This window comes from Micromonospora sp. NPDC020750 (assembly GCF_044334565.1).
Taxonomy (GTDB): domain Bacteria; phylum Actinomycetota; class Actinomycetes; order Mycobacteriales; family Micromonosporaceae; genus Micromonospora.
Genome location: NZ_JBIRTH010000001.1, coordinates 258,010 through 273,901 on the forward strand (window position 1 = coordinate 258,010; position 15,892 = coordinate 273,901).

Annotated in this window: 20 protein-coding genes; 14 read left to right on the plus strand and 6 right to left on the minus strand. The window is 73.1% G+C overall.

What is annotated here, in order from left to right; translation table 11 throughout:
• The first annotated feature begins 99 nt into the window (after positions 1 to 99).
• Positions 100 to 1,056 carry an HpcH/HpaI aldolase/citrate lyase family protein gene (locus ACH4T9_RS01255; protein WP_396669214.1) on the plus strand — a complete coding sequence of 319 codons (957 nt, stop codon included), beginning with the start codon at positions 100 to 102 and terminating at the stop codon, positions 1,054 to 1,056.
• Positions 1,057 to 1,107: 51 nt separating this feature from the next.
• Here the strand turns inward: ACH4T9_RS01255 and ACH4T9_RS01260 are convergent, their stop codons facing one another.
• Positions 1,108 to 1,632, minus strand: a complete 525-nt coding sequence (locus ACH4T9_RS01260; RefSeq protein ID WP_396669215.1) for a DUF4190 domain-containing protein — start codon at positions 1,630 to 1,632, stop codon at positions 1,108 to 1,110.
• 186 nt (positions 1,633 to 1,818) lie between these two features.
• On the opposite strand from ACH4T9_RS01260, the gene ACH4T9_RS01265 reads away from it, so the two are divergent.
• Positions 1,819 to 2,655 (plus strand): SDR family NAD(P)-dependent oxidoreductase, encoded by an 837-nt coding sequence (locus ACH4T9_RS01265; RefSeq protein WP_396669867.1) that lies wholly within the window; start codon positions 1,819 to 1,821, stop codon positions 2,653 to 2,655.
• A 12-nt stretch (positions 2,656 to 2,667) separates the two neighbouring features.
• On the opposite strand, the gene ACH4T9_RS01270 is transcribed toward ACH4T9_RS01265, so the two are convergent.
• Positions 2,668 to 3,135: a DUF4190 domain-containing protein gene (locus ACH4T9_RS01270; RefSeq protein WP_396669216.1), complete on the minus strand. Its 468-nt coding sequence runs from the start codon at positions 3,133 to 3,135 to the stop codon at positions 2,668 to 2,670.
• Between the two features lie 174 nt (positions 3,136 to 3,309).
• Here ACH4T9_RS01270 and ACH4T9_RS01275 point away from each other — a divergent pair, with 174 nt between their 5' ends.
• Complete coding sequence (locus tag ACH4T9_RS01275) at positions 3,310 to 4,506, plus strand: acyl-CoA dehydrogenase family protein (RefSeq protein ID WP_396669868.1); 1,197 nt, start codon at positions 3,310 to 3,312, stop codon at positions 4,504 to 4,506.
• A gap of 40 nt (positions 4,507 to 4,546) precedes the next feature.
• Here ACH4T9_RS01275 and ACH4T9_RS01280 read toward each other — a convergent pair whose 3' ends face one another.
• Positions 4,547 to 4,954: a CoA-binding protein gene (locus tag ACH4T9_RS01280; RefSeq protein WP_396669869.1), complete on the minus strand. Its 408-nt coding sequence runs from the start codon at positions 4,952 to 4,954 to the stop codon at positions 4,547 to 4,549.
• A 350-nt stretch (positions 4,955 to 5,304) separates the two neighbouring features.
• On the opposite strand from ACH4T9_RS01280, the gene ACH4T9_RS01285 reads away from it, so the two are divergent.
• Positions 5,305 to 5,724 carry a thiol-disulfide oxidoreductase DCC family protein gene (locus ACH4T9_RS01285; protein WP_396669217.1) on the plus strand — a complete coding sequence of 140 codons (420 nt, stop codon included), beginning with the start codon at positions 5,305 to 5,307 and terminating at the stop codon, positions 5,722 to 5,724.
• Here ACH4T9_RS01285 and ACH4T9_RS01290 read toward each other — a convergent pair.
• The 3 genes from ACH4T9_RS01290 to trxA form a co-directional block, all read right to left on the minus strand.
• A complete protein-coding gene (locus ACH4T9_RS01290) occupies positions 5,688 to 6,623 on the minus strand; it encodes an MFS transporter permease (protein WP_396669218.1) in 936 nt (311 codons plus the stop codon). The two genes, ACH4T9_RS01285 and ACH4T9_RS01290, sit on opposite strands and share 37 nt — an antisense overlap.
• A complete protein-coding gene (locus tag ACH4T9_RS01295; RefSeq protein ID WP_396669219.1) occupies positions 6,620 to 7,060 on the minus strand; it encodes a hypothetical protein in 441 nt (146 codons plus the stop codon). The genes ACH4T9_RS01290 and ACH4T9_RS01295 overlap by 4 nt, the downstream gene beginning before the upstream one ends.
• 200 nt (positions 7,061 to 7,260) lie before the next feature.
• Entirely contained in the window at positions 7,261 to 7,623 is a 363-nt protein-coding gene (gene trxA, locus ACH4T9_RS01300; RefSeq protein ID WP_387019455.1) for a thioredoxin, read from the minus strand.
• 548 nt (positions 7,624 to 8,171) lie between these two features.
• Here trxA and ACH4T9_RS01305 point away from each other — a divergent pair.
• From ACH4T9_RS01305 to ACH4T9_RS01350, 10 genes are all read left to right on the plus strand, one after another.
• The gene (locus ACH4T9_RS01305) at positions 8,172 to 8,687 is read left to right on the plus strand and encodes a MaoC family dehydratase (RefSeq protein WP_387019458.1); all 516 of its coding nucleotides are present in this window, start codon (positions 8,172 to 8,174) and stop codon (positions 8,685 to 8,687) included.
• Positions 8,688 to 8,758: 71 nt separating this feature from the next.
• Positions 8,759 to 9,295: a hypothetical protein gene (locus ACH4T9_RS01310; protein ID WP_396669220.1), complete on the plus strand. Its 537-nt coding sequence runs from the start codon at positions 8,759 to 8,761 to the stop codon at positions 9,293 to 9,295.
• Positions 9,296 to 9,383: 88 nt separating this feature from the next.
• The gene (locus ACH4T9_RS01315) at positions 9,384 to 10,007 is read left to right on the plus strand and encodes a TrmH family RNA methyltransferase (RefSeq protein ID WP_396669221.1); all 624 of its coding nucleotides are present in this window, start codon (positions 9,384 to 9,386) and stop codon (positions 10,005 to 10,007) included.
• Positions 10,008 to 10,177: 170 nt separating this feature from the next.
• The gene (locus tag ACH4T9_RS01320; protein ID WP_396669222.1) at positions 10,178 to 10,861 is read left to right on the plus strand and encodes a DUF6758 family protein; all 684 of its coding nucleotides are present in this window, start codon (positions 10,178 to 10,180) and stop codon (positions 10,859 to 10,861) included.
• A 117-nt stretch (positions 10,862 to 10,978) separates the two neighbouring features.
• Positions 10,979 to 11,137, plus strand: a complete 159-nt coding sequence (locus ACH4T9_RS01325; protein WP_165878125.1) for a hypothetical protein — start codon at positions 10,979 to 10,981, stop codon at positions 11,135 to 11,137.
• A 6-nt stretch (positions 11,138 to 11,143) separates the two neighbouring features.
• Positions 11,144 to 12,016 carry a PH domain-containing protein gene (locus ACH4T9_RS01330; protein ID WP_396669223.1) on the plus strand — a complete coding sequence of 291 codons (873 nt, stop codon included), beginning with the start codon at positions 11,144 to 11,146 and terminating at the stop codon, positions 12,014 to 12,016.
• A gap of 102 nt (positions 12,017 to 12,118) precedes the next feature.
• Positions 12,119 to 12,970, plus strand: coding sequence for a SigE family RNA polymerase sigma factor (locus tag ACH4T9_RS01335; protein ID WP_396669224.1), 852 nt, complete (start codon positions 12,119 to 12,121; stop codon positions 12,968 to 12,970).
• Between the two features lie 50 nt (positions 12,971 to 13,020).
• Complete coding sequence (locus ACH4T9_RS01340; RefSeq protein ID WP_396669225.1) at positions 13,021 to 14,262, plus strand: hypothetical protein; 1,242 nt, start codon at positions 13,021 to 13,023, stop codon at positions 14,260 to 14,262.
• Positions 14,263 to 14,309: 47 nt separating this feature from the next.
• Positions 14,310 to 15,188 carry a PHP domain-containing protein gene (locus ACH4T9_RS01345; protein ID WP_396669226.1) on the plus strand — a complete coding sequence of 293 codons (879 nt, stop codon included), beginning with the start codon at positions 14,310 to 14,312 and terminating at the stop codon, positions 15,186 to 15,188.
• 32 nt (positions 15,189 to 15,220) lie between these two features.
• A complete protein-coding gene (locus tag ACH4T9_RS01350; protein WP_396669227.1) occupies positions 15,221 to 15,835 on the plus strand; it encodes a MarC family protein in 615 nt (204 codons plus the stop codon).
• The last annotated feature ends 57 nt before the right edge of the window (positions 15,836 to 15,892 follow it).

Sequence of the window (15,892 nt, forward strand, 5' to 3'; positions counted from 1 at the left end):
TACCGTGGCGTCACAACCACCTTTGCGATCGTTAAGTCCGCCGGCGCGGCGGGCCGTCAGCCCGTCGGCCGGTCCGCCGACGCGGGAAGGAGCGCATCCATGGCCGCTGTCGGTCGTCCTCGCCGATCCTGCCTCGCCGTGCCCGGTTCCAGCGTCAAGATGCTCGGCAAGGCCCAGGGCCTCCCCGCCGACCAGGTTTTCCTGGACCTGGAGGACGCGGTGGCCCCGCTGGCCAAGCCGGACGCGCGCAAGAACATCGTGGCCGCGCTCAACGAGGGCGACTGGGCCGGGAAGACCCGGGTGGTCCGGGTCAACGACCTCACCACCCCGTGGACGTACCGGGACGTGATCGAGGTTGTCGAGGGGGCCGGCGCCAACCTGGACTGCGTGATGTTGCCGAAGGTGCAGAACGCCGCCCAGGTGCAGTGGCTGGACCTGACGCTCACCCAGCTCGAGAAGACCCTCGGCCTCGAGGTTGGCCGGATCGGCATCGAGGCACAGATCGAGAACGCCGCCGGACTGGTCAACGTCGACGCCATCGCCGCCGCGTCGCCCCGGGTGGAGACCATCATCTTCGGGCCGGCCGACTTCATGGCCTCGATCAACATGAGGTCCCTGGTGGTGGGCGCGCTCATCCCCGACTACCCGGGCGACCCGTACCACTACATCCTGATGCGCATCCTGATGGCCGCCCGGATGCACGACAAGCAGGCCATCGACGGCCCGTTCCTGCAGATCCGGGACGTCGACGCGTTCCGGGAGGTGGCCGGGCGGTCGGCCGCGCTGGGCTTCGACGGCAAGTGGGTGCTGCACCCCGGGCAGATCGACGCCGCGAACGAGGTCTACTCGCCGGCCCAGGCCGACTACGACCACGCGGAGCTGATCCTCGACGCGTACGAGCACTACACCTCGGAGGCGGGCGGCCGGCTCGGCGCGGTGATGCTCGGCGACGAGATGATCGACGAGGCGTCCCGCAAGATGGCCCTGGTGATCGCGGCCAAGGGGCGCGCGGCCGGGCTGACCCGCACCTCCGGCTTCACGCCCCCTGCGGGGTGACCCGGTGCCGCCCCGGGGCGCGGGGCGGCACCGGGTAGTGCCGGCCCAGCGTCAGTAGCTGCTGCTGCTGCTCGTGCTGCCCGCGTAGATCGCGAGGCCGATCATCACGATGTAGAAGATGATCCCCAGCACTATCAGGCCGGTGAGGATCCAGCCGACGATGATGGCCGCCTTCGCCATCCCCTCCCCGCCCTCGCCGGTCTGCCGGATCTGCTTCTGGGCGACGTGACCCATGATCGCGCCGACCGGCGCGGTGATGCAGGACGCGATGCCGACCAGGGCGAGCACCAGTGCCGCGATGGCCAGGCCGTTGGTCCTCGGCGGCTGCGGGTACCCGTACCCGGGGTAGCCGGCCGGCGGGTAGCCGACGGGTGCGTAGCCGGGCACGGCGTACGGGTCGGCGGCGGGCGCGGGCTGCCCCGACTTCATCCCCGCGTACGGGTCGACGGGCGCGTACGGGTCCACGCCCGTCGGCTGGCCGGGGATCGGCTGCCCGCTGACCGGCAGGGTGGGGTCGACGGGCGGGGTGGACGGCTGGGACCAGGGGTCGGTGCCGGACGGCGGCGGATATGTCATCGGTTCTCTCCGTCTGTCGAGGGTGCGCGGTCAGGGTAGCCAGGCCTGCCCAAGATGGGCGTCCCCGTTACCGGGTGCCGCGTTGCCCGGCGGGGGCGTAGCGGGCAGGATCTCGGCATGGCAGCAGACGCGCGGTCCGCGGACCGTTCCGGAAGCCGACCGCGGCGGGACGCGAGCCGACCGGGCCTGGCCCGGCGTGGCCGGGCCACCGCCGCGACGGCCCCGGCCGACCAGGACGCCCCGGCGCCGCTGGCCGACCCCGTCACCATGCGGCTCGACGGCAGGGTCGCCCTGGTCACCGGGGCCGGCAGCCCCGACGGCATCGGGTACGCCACGGCCCGTCGGCTGGCCGACCTGGGCGCCCGGGTGGCCATCGTGTCCACCACCCGGCGCATCCACGAACGGGCCGGCGAGCTGGGGGTGACCGGGTTCGTCGCCGACCTCACCGACGAGTCGGAGGTCGGGGCGCTCGCCGACGCGGTCGCCGAGCAACTCGGCGACGTGGAGGTGCTGGTCAACAACGCCGGCCTGGCCAGCCGGGCCAGCCCCGAGGTGCTTCGCCCGGTGGCCCAGCTCAGCTACGCGGAGTGGCACGGCGAGATCGAGCGGAACCTGACCACCGCGTTCCTGTGCAGCCGCGCGTTCATCGGCGGGATGGCCGAGCGTGGCTGGGGGCGGATCGTCAACCTGGCGGCCACCGCAGGCCCGGTCAACGCCCTGCCCACCGAGGCGGCGTACGCCGCCGCGAAGGCGGGCGTGGTCGGCCTGACCCGGGCGCTGGCGATGGAGATGATCGCCGACGGGGTGACGGTGAACTCGGTGGCCCCGGGGACCATCCACACGGCCGCCTCCACCGTGGCGGAGATCCGGCAGGGGCTCGGCACCCCGGTGGGCCGCCCTGGCACCCCGGACGAGGTGGCCGCCGCGATCGCGTTCCTCTGCTCGCCCGCCGCGTCGTACATCACCGGGCAGATGCTGGTGGTGGACGGCGGGAACAGCGTGCGGGAGGCTCAGTTCCGGTGACCGGCCCGGGCGTCAGTTGTAGGAGCTGCCGCCGCCGGAGCTGCCCCAGATCGTCAGCGCCATCCAACCGCAGCAGGCCAGCAGGCCGATCGCGGTGAAGAGGTAGCCGAGGATCAGGCCCCAGGTGGCGAGCTGGTCGCCCTCCTCGCCGGTGCGCCGGAGCTGCTGCTTGGCCACGTGCCCGAACACGATGCCGGCAGGCGGGAAGACGAACGCGAAAACCAGCGCCAGTACGGCGAGGATGTTCGTCGCCCGGCCGGGCGGCGGCTGGCCGGGGTACTGCCCCGGCTGGCCGTACTGCCCTGGCTGGCCGGGGTACGCCCCCGGCTGGCCGTACTGCCCGTGACCCGGGGGTGGGCCGTACTGGCCCGGTTGCCCGTACTGCTCGTATCCCGAGGGCGGGCCCGACTGGCCGGGCTCGCCGGGCGGCGGCTCGTACGGCGACGGCGGCTGGTCCGGCTCCTGCGGTGGATAACTCATTCGGCCCCTCCCGCGCACCCTTGGTGACCTGCCCTGTTGCGGACGCTACCCGCAGCGGTGAACCTTTTCACAGCGGTTGTGTGGACAGGTTGCCTTGGCCTCGCCGCCCGGGAGGCCGATACTGACCGAGCGTTCAGTTACCCATGAGTAATGCGCCGATCCCCGGAGGCTGAGATGGCCCGACTCGCCCAGACACCCGGCCTGACCGACGTGCAGCGGTCGATCCTGGAAACCGTCCGGGAGTTCGCCGACAAGGAGATCATCCCGCACGCGCAGCGGTTGGAGCACACCGACGAGTACCCCACCGACATCCTCGACGGGATGCGCGAGATGGGGCTGTTCGGGCTGACCATCGCCGAGGAGCACGGCGGACTCGGCGAGTCCCTGCTGACCTACGCCCTGGTGGTCGAGGAGCTGTCCCGGGGCTGGATGTCGATCTCCGGCATCGTCAACACCCACTTCATCGTGGCGTACCTGATTTCCCAGCACGGCTCGGCCGAGCAGCAGGCCCGGCTGCTACCGCGAATGGCGACCGGCGAGGTGCGCGGCGCGTTCTCCATGTCCGAGCCCGAGTGTGGCTCCGACGTCTCGGCGATCAAGTCCAGGGCGGTCCGCGACGGCGACAACTACGTCCTGAACGGCCAGAAGATGTGGCTGACCAACGGGGCGTACTCCTCGGTGGTGGCGACCCTGGTCAGGACCGACACCGGCGCCGACTCGGTGTACGGCAACATGAGCACCTTCCTGCTGGAGAAGGAGCCCGGCTTCGGCGAGACCGCGCCCGGCCTGACCATCCCCGGCAAGATCGACAAGATGGGCTACAAGGGGGTCGAGACCACCGAGATGGTCCTCGACGGCGTCACCGTCCCCGCCGCCACCGTGCTCGGCGGACCGGACAAGGTCGGCCGCGGCTTCTACCAGATGATGGACGGCATCGAGGTCGGCCGGGTCAACGTCGCCGCCCGCGCCTGCGGCATCTCCATCCGCGCCTTCGAGCTGGCCGTCGCGTACGCCCAGCAGCGGAAGACCTTCGGCCAGCCGCTGGCGAAGCACCAGGCGATCGCCTTCAAGCTCGCCGAGATGGGCACGAAGATCGAGGCCGCGCACGCCCTGATGGTCAACGCCGCCCGGCTCAAGGACGCCGGCCAGCGCAACGACGTCGAGGCCGGGATGGCCAAGCTGCTCGCCTCCGAGTACTGCGCCGAGGTGGTCCAGGAGGCCTTCCGCATCCACGGCGGCTACGGCTACTCCAAGGAGTACGAGATCGAGCGGCTGATGCGGGAGGCCCCGTTCCTGCTCATCGGCGAGGGCACCTCGGAGATCCAAAAGACGATCATCTCGCGTGGCCTGCTCAAGGAGTACAAGCTCTGACCGGCCCGGGTCGGGGGCGACACCCGTCAGGGCAGGCGGGTCAGGGCAGGCGGGTCAGGCCGGCGGCGGCGCGCTCGACGATGAGGCAACGGTCCTCGACATAGTCGATCCCGGCCTCCTCGGCGATCCGCCGCGCCTCCGACGAGACGATCCCGAGCTGCAACCAGACCGCGGGCGCGCCGATCGCCACCGCCTCGCGGACCACGCCGACCGCGTCCCGGGCCGGGCGGAACACGTCCACCAGGTCGACCGGGTGCGGGATGTCGGCCAGCGACGCGTACGCCCGCTCGCCGAACAGCTCGTCGACCGTCGGGTTGACCGGGATGATCCGCCAGCCGTACCGCTGCATCTGCGCCGGCACCCGGTGCGCGGCCTTGCTCGGGTCTCGGGACGCGCCCACGACGGCGATCACGGCGGAATCGGCGAGGATCTGCTGGGCGGTGCGCACCCCCCGACTGTAACCGGCCGGTAGGCGGGTGTTGCGGGCGAAGCGGTTGTGGCTGACCATGCCGTCGGCGATGAGATCGCCGGTGTCGGTTGGTGATGTCCCGGGGTGACCCGGTAGGCCGGTCGTCCCGGCGAACCCCGGGATGTCGAACGTGCGAATTGTCGCGCCGGGCAGCGCCGGCGGCAGGGGTGGAGCCGCCGGCGCTGCCCGGCCGGAACCGCCCTCGTCCGGGGGAGCGGAGAGGTTGTCCCAGCGCATGGCCATTATTCGAACACGTGTGCGAAAGAAGCGCAAGTGACCTACCGGACACCAGAACTCCGGCGGTCACCCGGCCGGGGGAGGATGGAGCCATGGAGACGTCGACCTTCGTCTACGACGGCGACTGCGCGTTCTGCACGAAGTGCGCCCAGTTCATCGAGCACCGCATCCCCACCGGGGCGCGGGTGCTGCCCTGGCAGTTCGCCGACCTCGACGCGCTGGGCCTGACGGAGGCCGAGTGCGAGGAGGCCGTGCAGTGGGTCGGCGCGGACGGCTCCCGGGCCGCCGGCCCGGACGCGATCGCCAGGCTGCTCGGCGACAGCGGTCCGCTCTGGCGGGTGGCCGGGGCCGGCCTGCGGTTCCCGCCGGTCCTCGCGGCGGCCTGGCCGGCGTACCGCTGGGTGGCCCGCAACCGGCACCGGCTGCCGGGCGGCACCGCCGCCTGCTCGCTGCCCCAGGAGGCGCGGGAGCGGCTCTACGGCCCGGCCGGCCGGCCCACCACGGACGCCTGACCCGGCGTGGCCGTGGCCGTAGCCGGGGCCGCCTGCGTCGGCTCCGACCCGCCGGTCCCGCGCGGGCCAGGTTGGCGGCGCCCGCCGAGCCGTCGGGCCCAGAGCACCGGGCGCACCCGCTCCAGCGGCAGGAAGCCGGCCATCGCTACCAGGTGCGGCGCGAACGAGATGGTGATCGTCGCCATGGTGACCAGGTGGAACGAGTAGAAGAAGCCGATCATGGCCTGCCGCCAGCGCTCGGACAGCAGGAAGACCACCGGGCTGAGCAGCTCGAAGGCGAGGATGCCGAACTGGGCCACGAGCAGCAGGTACGGCACCCCGGCGATCAGGTCGGCCAGGTCGGTGCCGCGCCGGATGATCGCCCGAGCCAGCACCGAGCCGGTGGCCCAGTCGAGCCCGCCGAACCGGAACTTGGCGAACGCGGCCAGAAAATACGTGCAGATCACCGCGATCTGGGTGACTCGCAGCGCCCAGCCGCCGGCCTCGGTGCGCGTCGGGTCGCCGTGCCGGGCCCGCCCGGCGGCGGGGAGCACGGCGAGCGCGACGAGCAGGCCGAACCGGTCGTGGTCGACCTTGCCGTAGCTCATCGCGATGATCATCCACTGCAGGTAGAGCGCGAAGACCGACCAGCCGAGCAGCCGGTGGGCGCGCCCGGTCGCGGCGAGCGCGGCGAGGAGCAGCAGGACCCAGAAGATCGTGGCGACCAGCGCCGGGGTGGGGGTGGGCAGCGGGAGCGCCCGCCCGACGAGCAGTGGCTGGTAAAGCTCGCCGGGCACGCTGGCCCGGGTGCGCACCCAGGGGGTGAAGAACACCAGGTCGGCAGCCACGAAGAGATAGATCAGGGTACGGAAGGCGGCCACCCGGCCGCGCGGGACCGCCTCGGTCAGCCAGCCGATCACCGGTCCGCCTGCCAGCTGACCACCGTCTCGTCGGCCCAGCGGCCGGTCGGCCGGCCGCCCTCGATGCCGTACCAACGGATCACGATGCGCACCTCGACGAGCCCGGCGGCGTCGGGGTGGCGCTCGGCGTACGCGTCGGCGACCTGGCGCAGCCGGTCCGGCTCGGCGACGTACCGGCTCTGCTGGCCCTCGATCTCGGCGCGGCGGATGCCGGTGGCGTCCTGGTCCAGGTCGACCACCGCGCCGGTGCGGTCCACGCCCTCGACGCGGGTGTCCGGGGCGGGGGCGTCGGGCGGCTCCGAGGTGGAGTACATCCGGAACGGGCCGAACGGGAAGTGGTCGTCGCTGCCCCAGGCCGTGCCGGCGAGCAGCATGGCGAGGCCGAGCGCGGTCGCGCCCAGCCGTACCGCCCGGCCACGCCGGGTCAACGTCTCCATCGGTTCAGGACCATACGGGATGGATCGGCTGGCAGGGGTCCGTCCGTCGGCCGGTCGGCACCGGCCGTACCGGTACTTTCCGCCCGCTGCGACGACCGGCCCGCTGCGACGACCGGCCCCTGCGACGGCCCTACCCGCCTACCCGGGACGCGACGACGGCCGGGCCCCGGAGCTGGGGCCCGGCCGTCACGGTGGCCGGTTCAGTGGTTGTGCTCGGCCAGCTTCTTGCGGACGTCGTCCATGTCGAGGCCCTGAACCTGCTCGATGAGGTTCTCCAGGGCGGACTCGGGCAGGGCGCCGGGCTGGGAGAAGACGATCACGCCGTCCCGGATCGCCATGATCGTCGGGATGGAGCGGATGTCGAACTTGGCGCCCAGTTCCTGCTGCGCCTCCGTGTCGACCTTGCCGAAGACGATGGCCGGGTGCTTCTCCGAGGAGCGCTCGTAGACCGGGGCGAACCGCTTGCACGGGCCGCACCACTCGGCCCAGAAGTCGACGAGGACGATGCCGTCGCTGCCCGCCACCTCGTCGAAGTTCCCCGTGGTCAGCTCAACGGTTGCCATTTGCACTCTCCGATCACCGAGGAATCAACTACGCCTCCTGAAACCAGGACGGGTGCCCACGAATTCCCGGCCGGGCGGTGCCGAAACCCCGCCGGCCGGCGGGCGGGAGCCCAGGGGCATCGACCTGCATCTGTCGTCTCCGGCTTGGGGCGTGCACATGCACGACGCATTTGCGTGACGAGCCGTGATGGGAGCGCTTCCAGGATCGTTCGCCCAGGCGGCGGCACTGTGCCGGTGATCTGATGTCTGACTAGCGCCGATCCGACCTGCGGAGATCGCTCCGGAACTGGATGATGGTCACGCAGAGTATTGTTACGAAAAGATAAATGTGACGTCGGTCTCTGTTCGTTTGGCACTGTCGTACGGCAGAATCTGTCGCATCAGAGCGTGGGCGGCGGGTGCCGGGGAGGGCCCCGCCGCTCATTGCGTCTCCTCCCAAGTGCCGCCGCCGGTGTGACATTTCCTCGGTCGGCCGGCCTCGGCCTCCGCCTTAACACTCGATAAGGCATGCTGGCCCGAACTCTGTCGCCGCCGTTAAGGGGACATCGATGCAGTTCGGCCGCTACTACGAGGAGTTCGAGGTCGGCGCGGTCTACCGGCACTGGCCGGGCAAGACCGTCACCGAGTACGACGACCACCTCTTCTGCCTGCTCACCATGAACCACCACCCGCTGCACCTGGACGCCCACTACGCCGAGTCGGCGAGCCAGTTCCAGCGCAACGTGGTGGTCGGCAACTACATCTACTCCCTGCTGCTCGGCATGTCCGTCCCCGACGTCAGCGGCAAGGCCATCGCGAACCTCGAGGTCGAGTCGCTGCGGCACGTGGCCCCGACCTTCCATGGCGACACCATCTACGGCGAGACCACCGTGCTGGACAAGCGCGAGTCCGGCTCGAAGCCCGACCGGGGGGTCGTCTCCGTGGAGACCCGCGGTTACAAGCAGGACGGCACCATGGTCTGCGTCTTCCGCCGCCGGGTGATGGTCCCCAAACGGGAGTACGCGGCCAACGCCGTCGGAGAGGGCGTCGACCCGGAGCGGCCGAGCTTCCCCGAGCCGCGCTGACCCTCCCGTCCGACATCGGGCCCCTCCCGCCGTCTTCTGCGGGTTGGGGCCCTTTCCCTGGTCGGAGGCTTATGCTGGCGCCGGAGGTCCCCATGAGCCACTCCGTCGCCGGAGAGCCGCCCTCTGCCGGCCGCCGCGCCGCACCGCTGACCACCGCCGTCTACTCCGCCGCCGAGTGGGACCTGCTGACCGGGCTGCCCGGCCGCGTGCTCGTGGCCGCCGCCACGCCCGCCCACGGACGCCCGACGCGGGGCGTCGTCGCCGGGCTCGCCGGCCTGGACGCCGTGGCGGCGGGCCGGGCCTCCGACAGCGACCTGGTCCGTGCCGTGGTGGCCGTCATCTACGCCCGGCACGACGGGGCGCCCGCCCCGGCCGGTCGGCTCACCGATCTCGTCGACCTGCTGGCCGCCTGCCGGGCCGCGGTGCGGGTGCTGCGCCGCCGGGCCGACCCCGCCGACTCGGCCGCGTACCGGCAGTGGGTGCAGTCGGTGGCGGCCCGGGTCTGCCGGGTCACCGTCGGCGGGGTCCCGGCCCCGGCGGACGTGCCCACCGCTCCGGCCGACCGACGCTTCCTGGACCGGCTCTGCGGTGCGCTCGACCTGGGCTGATCAGGCCGCCGTCCCCGCCGGCCCGCGACCGGCCCCGCGGGCACCCCACGGCCGGCGGCCGACGGGCGGACCGTACCCTCTTCAGACCGTGACGGGTGACCAGCTCGAAGTCGGCGTGGGGCCGTGGCCCGGCGACCGGCCGGACGACCCCCGGTACGACCCGGACCTGCTCGCCGAGGGCGACCGGCGCAACGTGGTGGACCGGTACCGGTACTGGCGGCGGGAGGCCGTGGTCGCCGACCTCGACCGGCGCCGGCACGGCTTCCACGTGGCCGTCGAGAACTGGCAGCACGACTTCAACATCGGCACGGTGGTCCGCAACGCCAACGCCTTCCTCGCCGCCGAGGTGCACATCGTCGGGCGGCGGCGGTGGAACCGGCGCGGTGCCATGGTGACCGACCGGTACCAGCACGTCCGACACCACGAGACGATCGACGAGTTCGTCGCCTGGGCGGTGGGGCGGGACCTGCCGGTGGTCGGCATCGACAACCTGCCCGGCTCCCGACCGCTGGAGACGACCACCCTGCCGCGCCGCTGCGTGCTGCTCTTCGGCCAGGAGGGCCCGGGGCTGTCCGAGACCGCCCGCACGGCCTGTGACCAGCTCTTCTCGATTGCCCAGTACGGCTCGACCCGATCGATCAACGCCGGGGTGGCCAGCGGCATCGCGATGCACGCGTGGATCCGGGCCTACGCCGGCCCGCCGCCCGACTGAGCTGGTGTCCACACCGGTCCGCCGCCCGGATCCGGGCGGGACGCCGGCCCGGTGACCCTGCGCCGCGGCCGGGCACGGTCGGTGGAATCCCGGCCCGACGCGCCGGGGAAACGGCCGCTCGACTTGACGGCCCGGCCGTCCGGGGTGACGGTGGAAACGTGGGTGTCACGGTGAGTTGTCCGAGGTGTGGTGGATCCGTGCGGGAGCCGGACCTCATGCACACCGAATGGCGGTGCCTGCGCTGCGGCCCGGTGCCGCCGTTGCACGTGCCCGAGCACATCGGCGCGGAGATCATGGCCAGCGTGGTGGACCGGGTCGCCGCCGCCGCGCCCGGGGCGGAGCCGGCCACGCCGGTGTGGTGCCCCTGGCCACTGCCGCCCGGCTGGACCCTGACGGGCGTGGCATACGCCGGCGACGAGCGGACCGGGGTGCGGGCCACCGCGATCGCCTGCGCCGGGCCCGAGCCGCTCGGTGGCGGCCCCGCCGATCTGGTCTTCGTGGCCGAGGAGCCGGGAGTGGGCCTGGGCACCCGGCTCGCCGGGCTGGCGGGCCCCGATCCGGGCCCGCAACTCGCCGAAGCGTTGAACGAACCCGGCCCCGGGCATCCGGAGCACATCGGACAGGCCAGGATCCGGGTGGCCGGCCATCCGACTCCACTGTGGCTCGTGAATTCTCCGACAGATCGAAGCGCGTACGCCGGCGAGGCTCGGGGAATGTGGCTCCATGCGATAGCCTGGCCGGCGAGTGCGGGGCATCTGCTCGCCGAGGACGTGGAGTTGCGCGACCTCACGGAGTGGACGCCGTCCGAGCTCGTGTACGGCGCACCGTCCCCGTACCTGCACGGGAAGGCCTGACAAGTCTCCCGTTCTGTCGGGGAACGGACGCAAAGATTCACTGTACGACACCTTACTGATACTCTGGGTGCCGCTGCGGTAAATGGACCCGGCGCCAGCGCGAGAGGATGGCCCGCCATGGTCAAGAAGGTCCTCACCTGGGCCGGTATCGCATTCTTGATCTTCTTTGTCGCCTACCGGCCGAACTCGGCCGCAGACGTCTTCAAGTCGATCGGTGGCGGCATCATGGACATCGCCCAAGGCTTCGGCGACTTCTTCACCAGCCTCATCGCCTAGCCGCCGATGGGAAGCCCCTCCGGCCCCCCCTTCGATCCCGACGACCCCGACCGGGGGCGCCGGGAGCGAGACACGGAGCCGATTCCCCGGGTCCGACCCGACGATGTGCCGGGTTCCCGTTCTGGTCCCTCGGACGGCCCCCCGTTCTCGGACGACGTCGGCTACGGCGACGGTCCGTACGCGGGCGAGGAGCGCCCCGGGCGTGCCTGGGTCCGCGACCCCGAGGCCGGCTACCAGGCGCCGCAGATCTCCGAGGAGGAGCTGGCCGGCCTGCGGGTCGACGCCTCCGGCATGCCGCTGGGCCCCCGGCGGGTCCTCCCGCTGGAGGACGAGCCCAGCTCGCTCGTCGCCCGCTACCTCTTCCCCACCGAGCGGTACCGGGGCGAGTGGAAGCGGCACTGGATTCACCTCACCACGCCGATCCTGGTGGGCATCGCCGCGACCTTCGTCCTCGGCTACCTCTCCGGCTTCCTCGCCGGGCGGGACGTGGGCGCGCTGACCACCGTCGCGGTGCTGCTCTGGTTCGCCGTGATGGGCTGGGTCGCCTGGCGGGTCGCCGACTGGTGGTACGACCGCTTCATCCTGACCAACAAGCGGGTGATGGTCGTCAACGGCATCATCACCCGCAAGGTCGCGATGATGCCCCTGGCCCGGGTCACCGACATGAAATACGAGCAGAGCCCGACCGGCCGCGCGCTCAACTACGGCACCTTCGTGCTGGAGTCCGCCGGCCAGGACCAGGCGCTCCGCGAGATCAAGAACCTGCCCAACCCCAACGAGCTCTACCTGCGCGTCGTCGAGGAGATGTACGAGCCGCAGGCAGTCGAGGCGCGGTTGGGCAAGGAGGCGGACGAGGCCAAGGCCGACGACGGCGCCTGAGAATTCCGGCCGAACATCGGAGAACAAGGCACCAATCGCCGTCGACCGACGCGCCCCGGCGTGGCAGCCTGCCAGCAGGGCACGGGGGCGCGGGAGGTGGGCGTGGCCGGTAGGGACCCGCTGGAGGAGGATTTCCGTGAGTTCGTCGAGGCCCGTTCCGGTGCCCTGCTGCGCACCGCGTACCTGCTCGCCGGGGACTGGGCCACGGCCGAGGACCTGCTCCAGACGGCCCTGACCAAGACGTACCTGGCCTGCCGGCGGCTCGGCGGGATCGACGCGATCGAGCCGTACGCCCGCCGGGTCATGGTCAACACCTCGACGAGCTGGTGGCGGCGACGCTGGCACGGGGAACGGCCGACGGAGGTGCTGCCCGAGCGGGCCGGAACCGACGAGATCGAGCAGCAGCTCGACCGGGATGTGCTCTGGCGGCACCTCAGGGCGCTGCCCAGCCGGCAACGGGCGGTGCTGGTGCTGCGCTTCTACGAGGACATGTCGGAGGCGCAGACCGCCGCGTTGCTGGAGATCTCCCCGGGAACGGTGAAGAGCCAGACGTCCCGGGCGCTGGCCACCCTGCGCCGCCGACTGGGCGAGCAGGCGGCCCTCGACCTGCCCGACCTGTCCGGGTCGACGCGGTCCGCCGGCCGGGATGCGCCGCGTCGCCCGTCCCGGGCCGCGGCGTCCGACGCCCCCGTCCCGGGCCGGGCCGGCCCGCGCCCCGGCGCGTCCCGAACGCCGCCGCTCCGGCCCGCGCCGGCGGGGGAGCCGTCCCGCGTGCCGGCACCCGCCTCGTCCCGCGTGCCGGCCGATGCCCAACGTGCCACCGGCGCCCCACGCCGCAGCGAGCACCCGAAGGGCTCGGCGTCGGTGGCCGCCCCCACCCCGCCGGTCGCCGACGCCGTCGCGGTCGACGCCGTCGGGGCGTCGACCCGGGCCGTCGGCGCGGAGAGGCGGTGAGCGGCGTGCCGATCCCCGCTGACAACCGGACGAGGGGCCCCGGGCGTCCAATGGATGTGCCGAGAGACGAGCTGGAGCGCGAGGTCCGGGAGACCCTGTCCCGGCAGGCCGCCACGCTCCGACCCCTCGCAGTGGACCCGGCCGGGCTGGCCATCCGGCGCGCCAACCGCATCCGTCGCCGCCGCACCCTGACCGGCATCGCCCTCGCCGGGGCGGCAACCGTGCTGGTCAGTGCCGGCCTGGTGCAGTTCGGTGCGCAGCCGGGCCGCCCGACCACCCCGACCGTGGTGCTCGGCGACCCGCGTGAAGCCACCGCCAGCCCGACCCCGCACCTGGTGGCGAGCCCGTCGGCCGGGGCCGCCCGACCGATCCCCGGCCCGGGCGGCTCCGCCGTCGACCTGATCGTCGGCACGACCCTGCGCACCGCCCGGGCCGAGAGCATCCCGCTCGGGCTGGGCGCGGTCGACCGGGCCCAACGCATCCCCGACCAGGGCGGCTGGCTGGTGGTGAGCGGTTCGACCGCGGCGGGCCGGACCCTGGTCTCCGTGCGGCCGGACGGCAGCAGCCAGGCGCTCCTCGCGGGCGCGGAAGCCATCGCCGTCGCCACCACCGGCCGGCAGGTGGCCTGGCGGGACGGGGACCGGATCACCCTCGCCGGAATCGTCGGCGAGCGACTGGTCGCGGTCACCAGCACGCCGGCCCCCGGGCCGTCCGTCCCGGTCGGCTTCGTCGGCGACGCCGTCCTCGTGCGCCTCGACCCCACCCGTCCCGGGTACGCGGTGTGGCGACCGGCCGCGGGCGGGCTCTCCGCCGGGACCGGGGACGACGTCCTCGCCGTCCACGGGACGCTGCCGGACGGCCGGGCGATCGGCCTGGTCACCACCGGTACGCCCGGTCGGCCCTGCCTGGCGCTGCTCGACCCCGCCCGGAACCTCGCCGTGACCCGTACCGCCTGCGGGCCGGTCCTCGACGCCGACGGGTTCGGCGCGGTCTCCGCCGACGGGCGCTGGCTGCTCGCCAACGGCCGCACCGGAGCGTCGAAGGCCACCGGGGCGCTCCTGGTCGACCTGGCCACCCTCGACGGGACGCCGGTGGCCCGCCGAGCCGGTCCGGCGCTGGCCGGCGCGGCAACCTGGACCCCGACCCGGACCGCCGGGTACGTCGACGGGCGCGGCTGGCTCGTGCAGGTGCGCACCGACCGGGTGCTCGCCGGGGAGCAGGCCGACGCCGCTCCCGTGGCCGGCGTCGATGCAGGCGGCCGGCCGGTGGTGGTCACCGACGTGATCCCCTGACCTCCCGCCCTGGCCGGGGCCGTGCCGGCGGCGGGTAGCGTCGGGCGATGACCCCGCACCCCGGGCCGGCAGCCCGCATCGACCTGCACACCCACTCGACGGCCAGCGACGGCACCCTCACCCCGGCCGAGCTGGTCCGGGCCGCAGCCGACGCCGGACTGGACGTGCTGGCGATCACCGACCACGACACCACCGCCGGCTGGGCGCCCGCCGTGGCGGCGCTGCCTCCCGGGCTGACCCTGATCCGCGGCGCGGAGATCTCCTGCCGCTGGTACGGGGCCGAGCCGGCGGTGGCGCTGCACCTGCTCGCGTACCTCTTCGACCCGGACCACCCGGAGCTGGTCGCGGAGCTGGCCCTGATGCGGGCCGGCCGTGAGGTGCGTGGGGAGCGGATCGTCGAACTGCTGCGCGCCGACGGCGTCGAGGTGAGCTGGCCGGAGATCCTGGCCGGGGCGGCCGGCGGGACGGTGGGCCGGCCGCACATCGCCCAGGCGTTGATCCGGGCCGGGCTGGTGACCACCACCGTCGAGGCGTTCGGGTCGGCCTGGCTGGGGGAGCGCTACCGGCTGCCCAAGGAGGACCTCGACGTGTTCCGGGCGGTCCGGCTGGTCCGGGCGGCCGGCGGCGTGCCGGTCCTCGCCCACCCGAGGGCCAGCCGGCGGGGGCCGATCGTGCCTGACGGGCTGATCGTCGAGCTGGCGGCGGCCGGTCTCGCCGGACTGGAGGCCGACCACGAGGACCACTCGCCCGCCGAGCGGGCGCACGTGCGGGCGCTCGCCGCCGAGCTGGGCCTGTTCGTCACCGGCTCGTCCGACTTCCACGGCACCCACAAGACCGTCCAGCTCGGCGCGTTCACCACGGCCGTCGAGGTGTACGAGCGGATCCTGGCCGAGGCCGGCGGGGTGACGCCTGTCGCTTCGACCTGATCCGCTTCCACCCGCGCCGCTACCGTATCCGGGTGGATCCCAAGCTCTTCGGCGAGGTCTTCGTCACCCTGCTGGTCATCGTCGACCCGCCGGGCATGATGCCGATCTTCCTCGCGCTCACCGGGCCGCTGCCCGCCCGGGACCGGAACCGGGCGGCGTGGCAGGCCGTGGCGCTGGCGCTCGGGGTGATCGTGGTCTTCGCCGTGGCCGGGCAGACCCTGCTCGCCTACCTGCACGTGGACCTGCCGGCGCTCCAGGCGGCCGGCGGGCTGCTGCTGGTCCTGGTCGCCCTGGAGCTGCTCACGGGCAAGGCCGACGACCCCACCCAGCAGTCCACCTCGAACATCGCCCTGGTGCCGCTGGGCACCCCGCTGCTGGCCGGGCCGGGCGCGATCGTGGCGACCATGCTCTTCGTCCAGCAGGCCGACCGGGCCACCGACTACGGCGCCATCGCGGCGGCCATCGTCGCGGTGATGCTCACGGTCTGGCTCGTGCTGCGCTTCTCCGGCGGGATCGTCAAGATTCTGCGGCCCGGCGGGATCGAGGTGCTCACCCGGATCGCCGGCCTGCTGCTGGCCGCCATCGCGGTGCAGCTCATCGCGGATGCCATCGCCGCCTTCGTCACCCAGTACGTGAACATGGCCTGACCCGGCCCGCCCCCGGCCGCCCGCCGTCTGCCCCGACCCGCCGACCGGGTCGGGCGG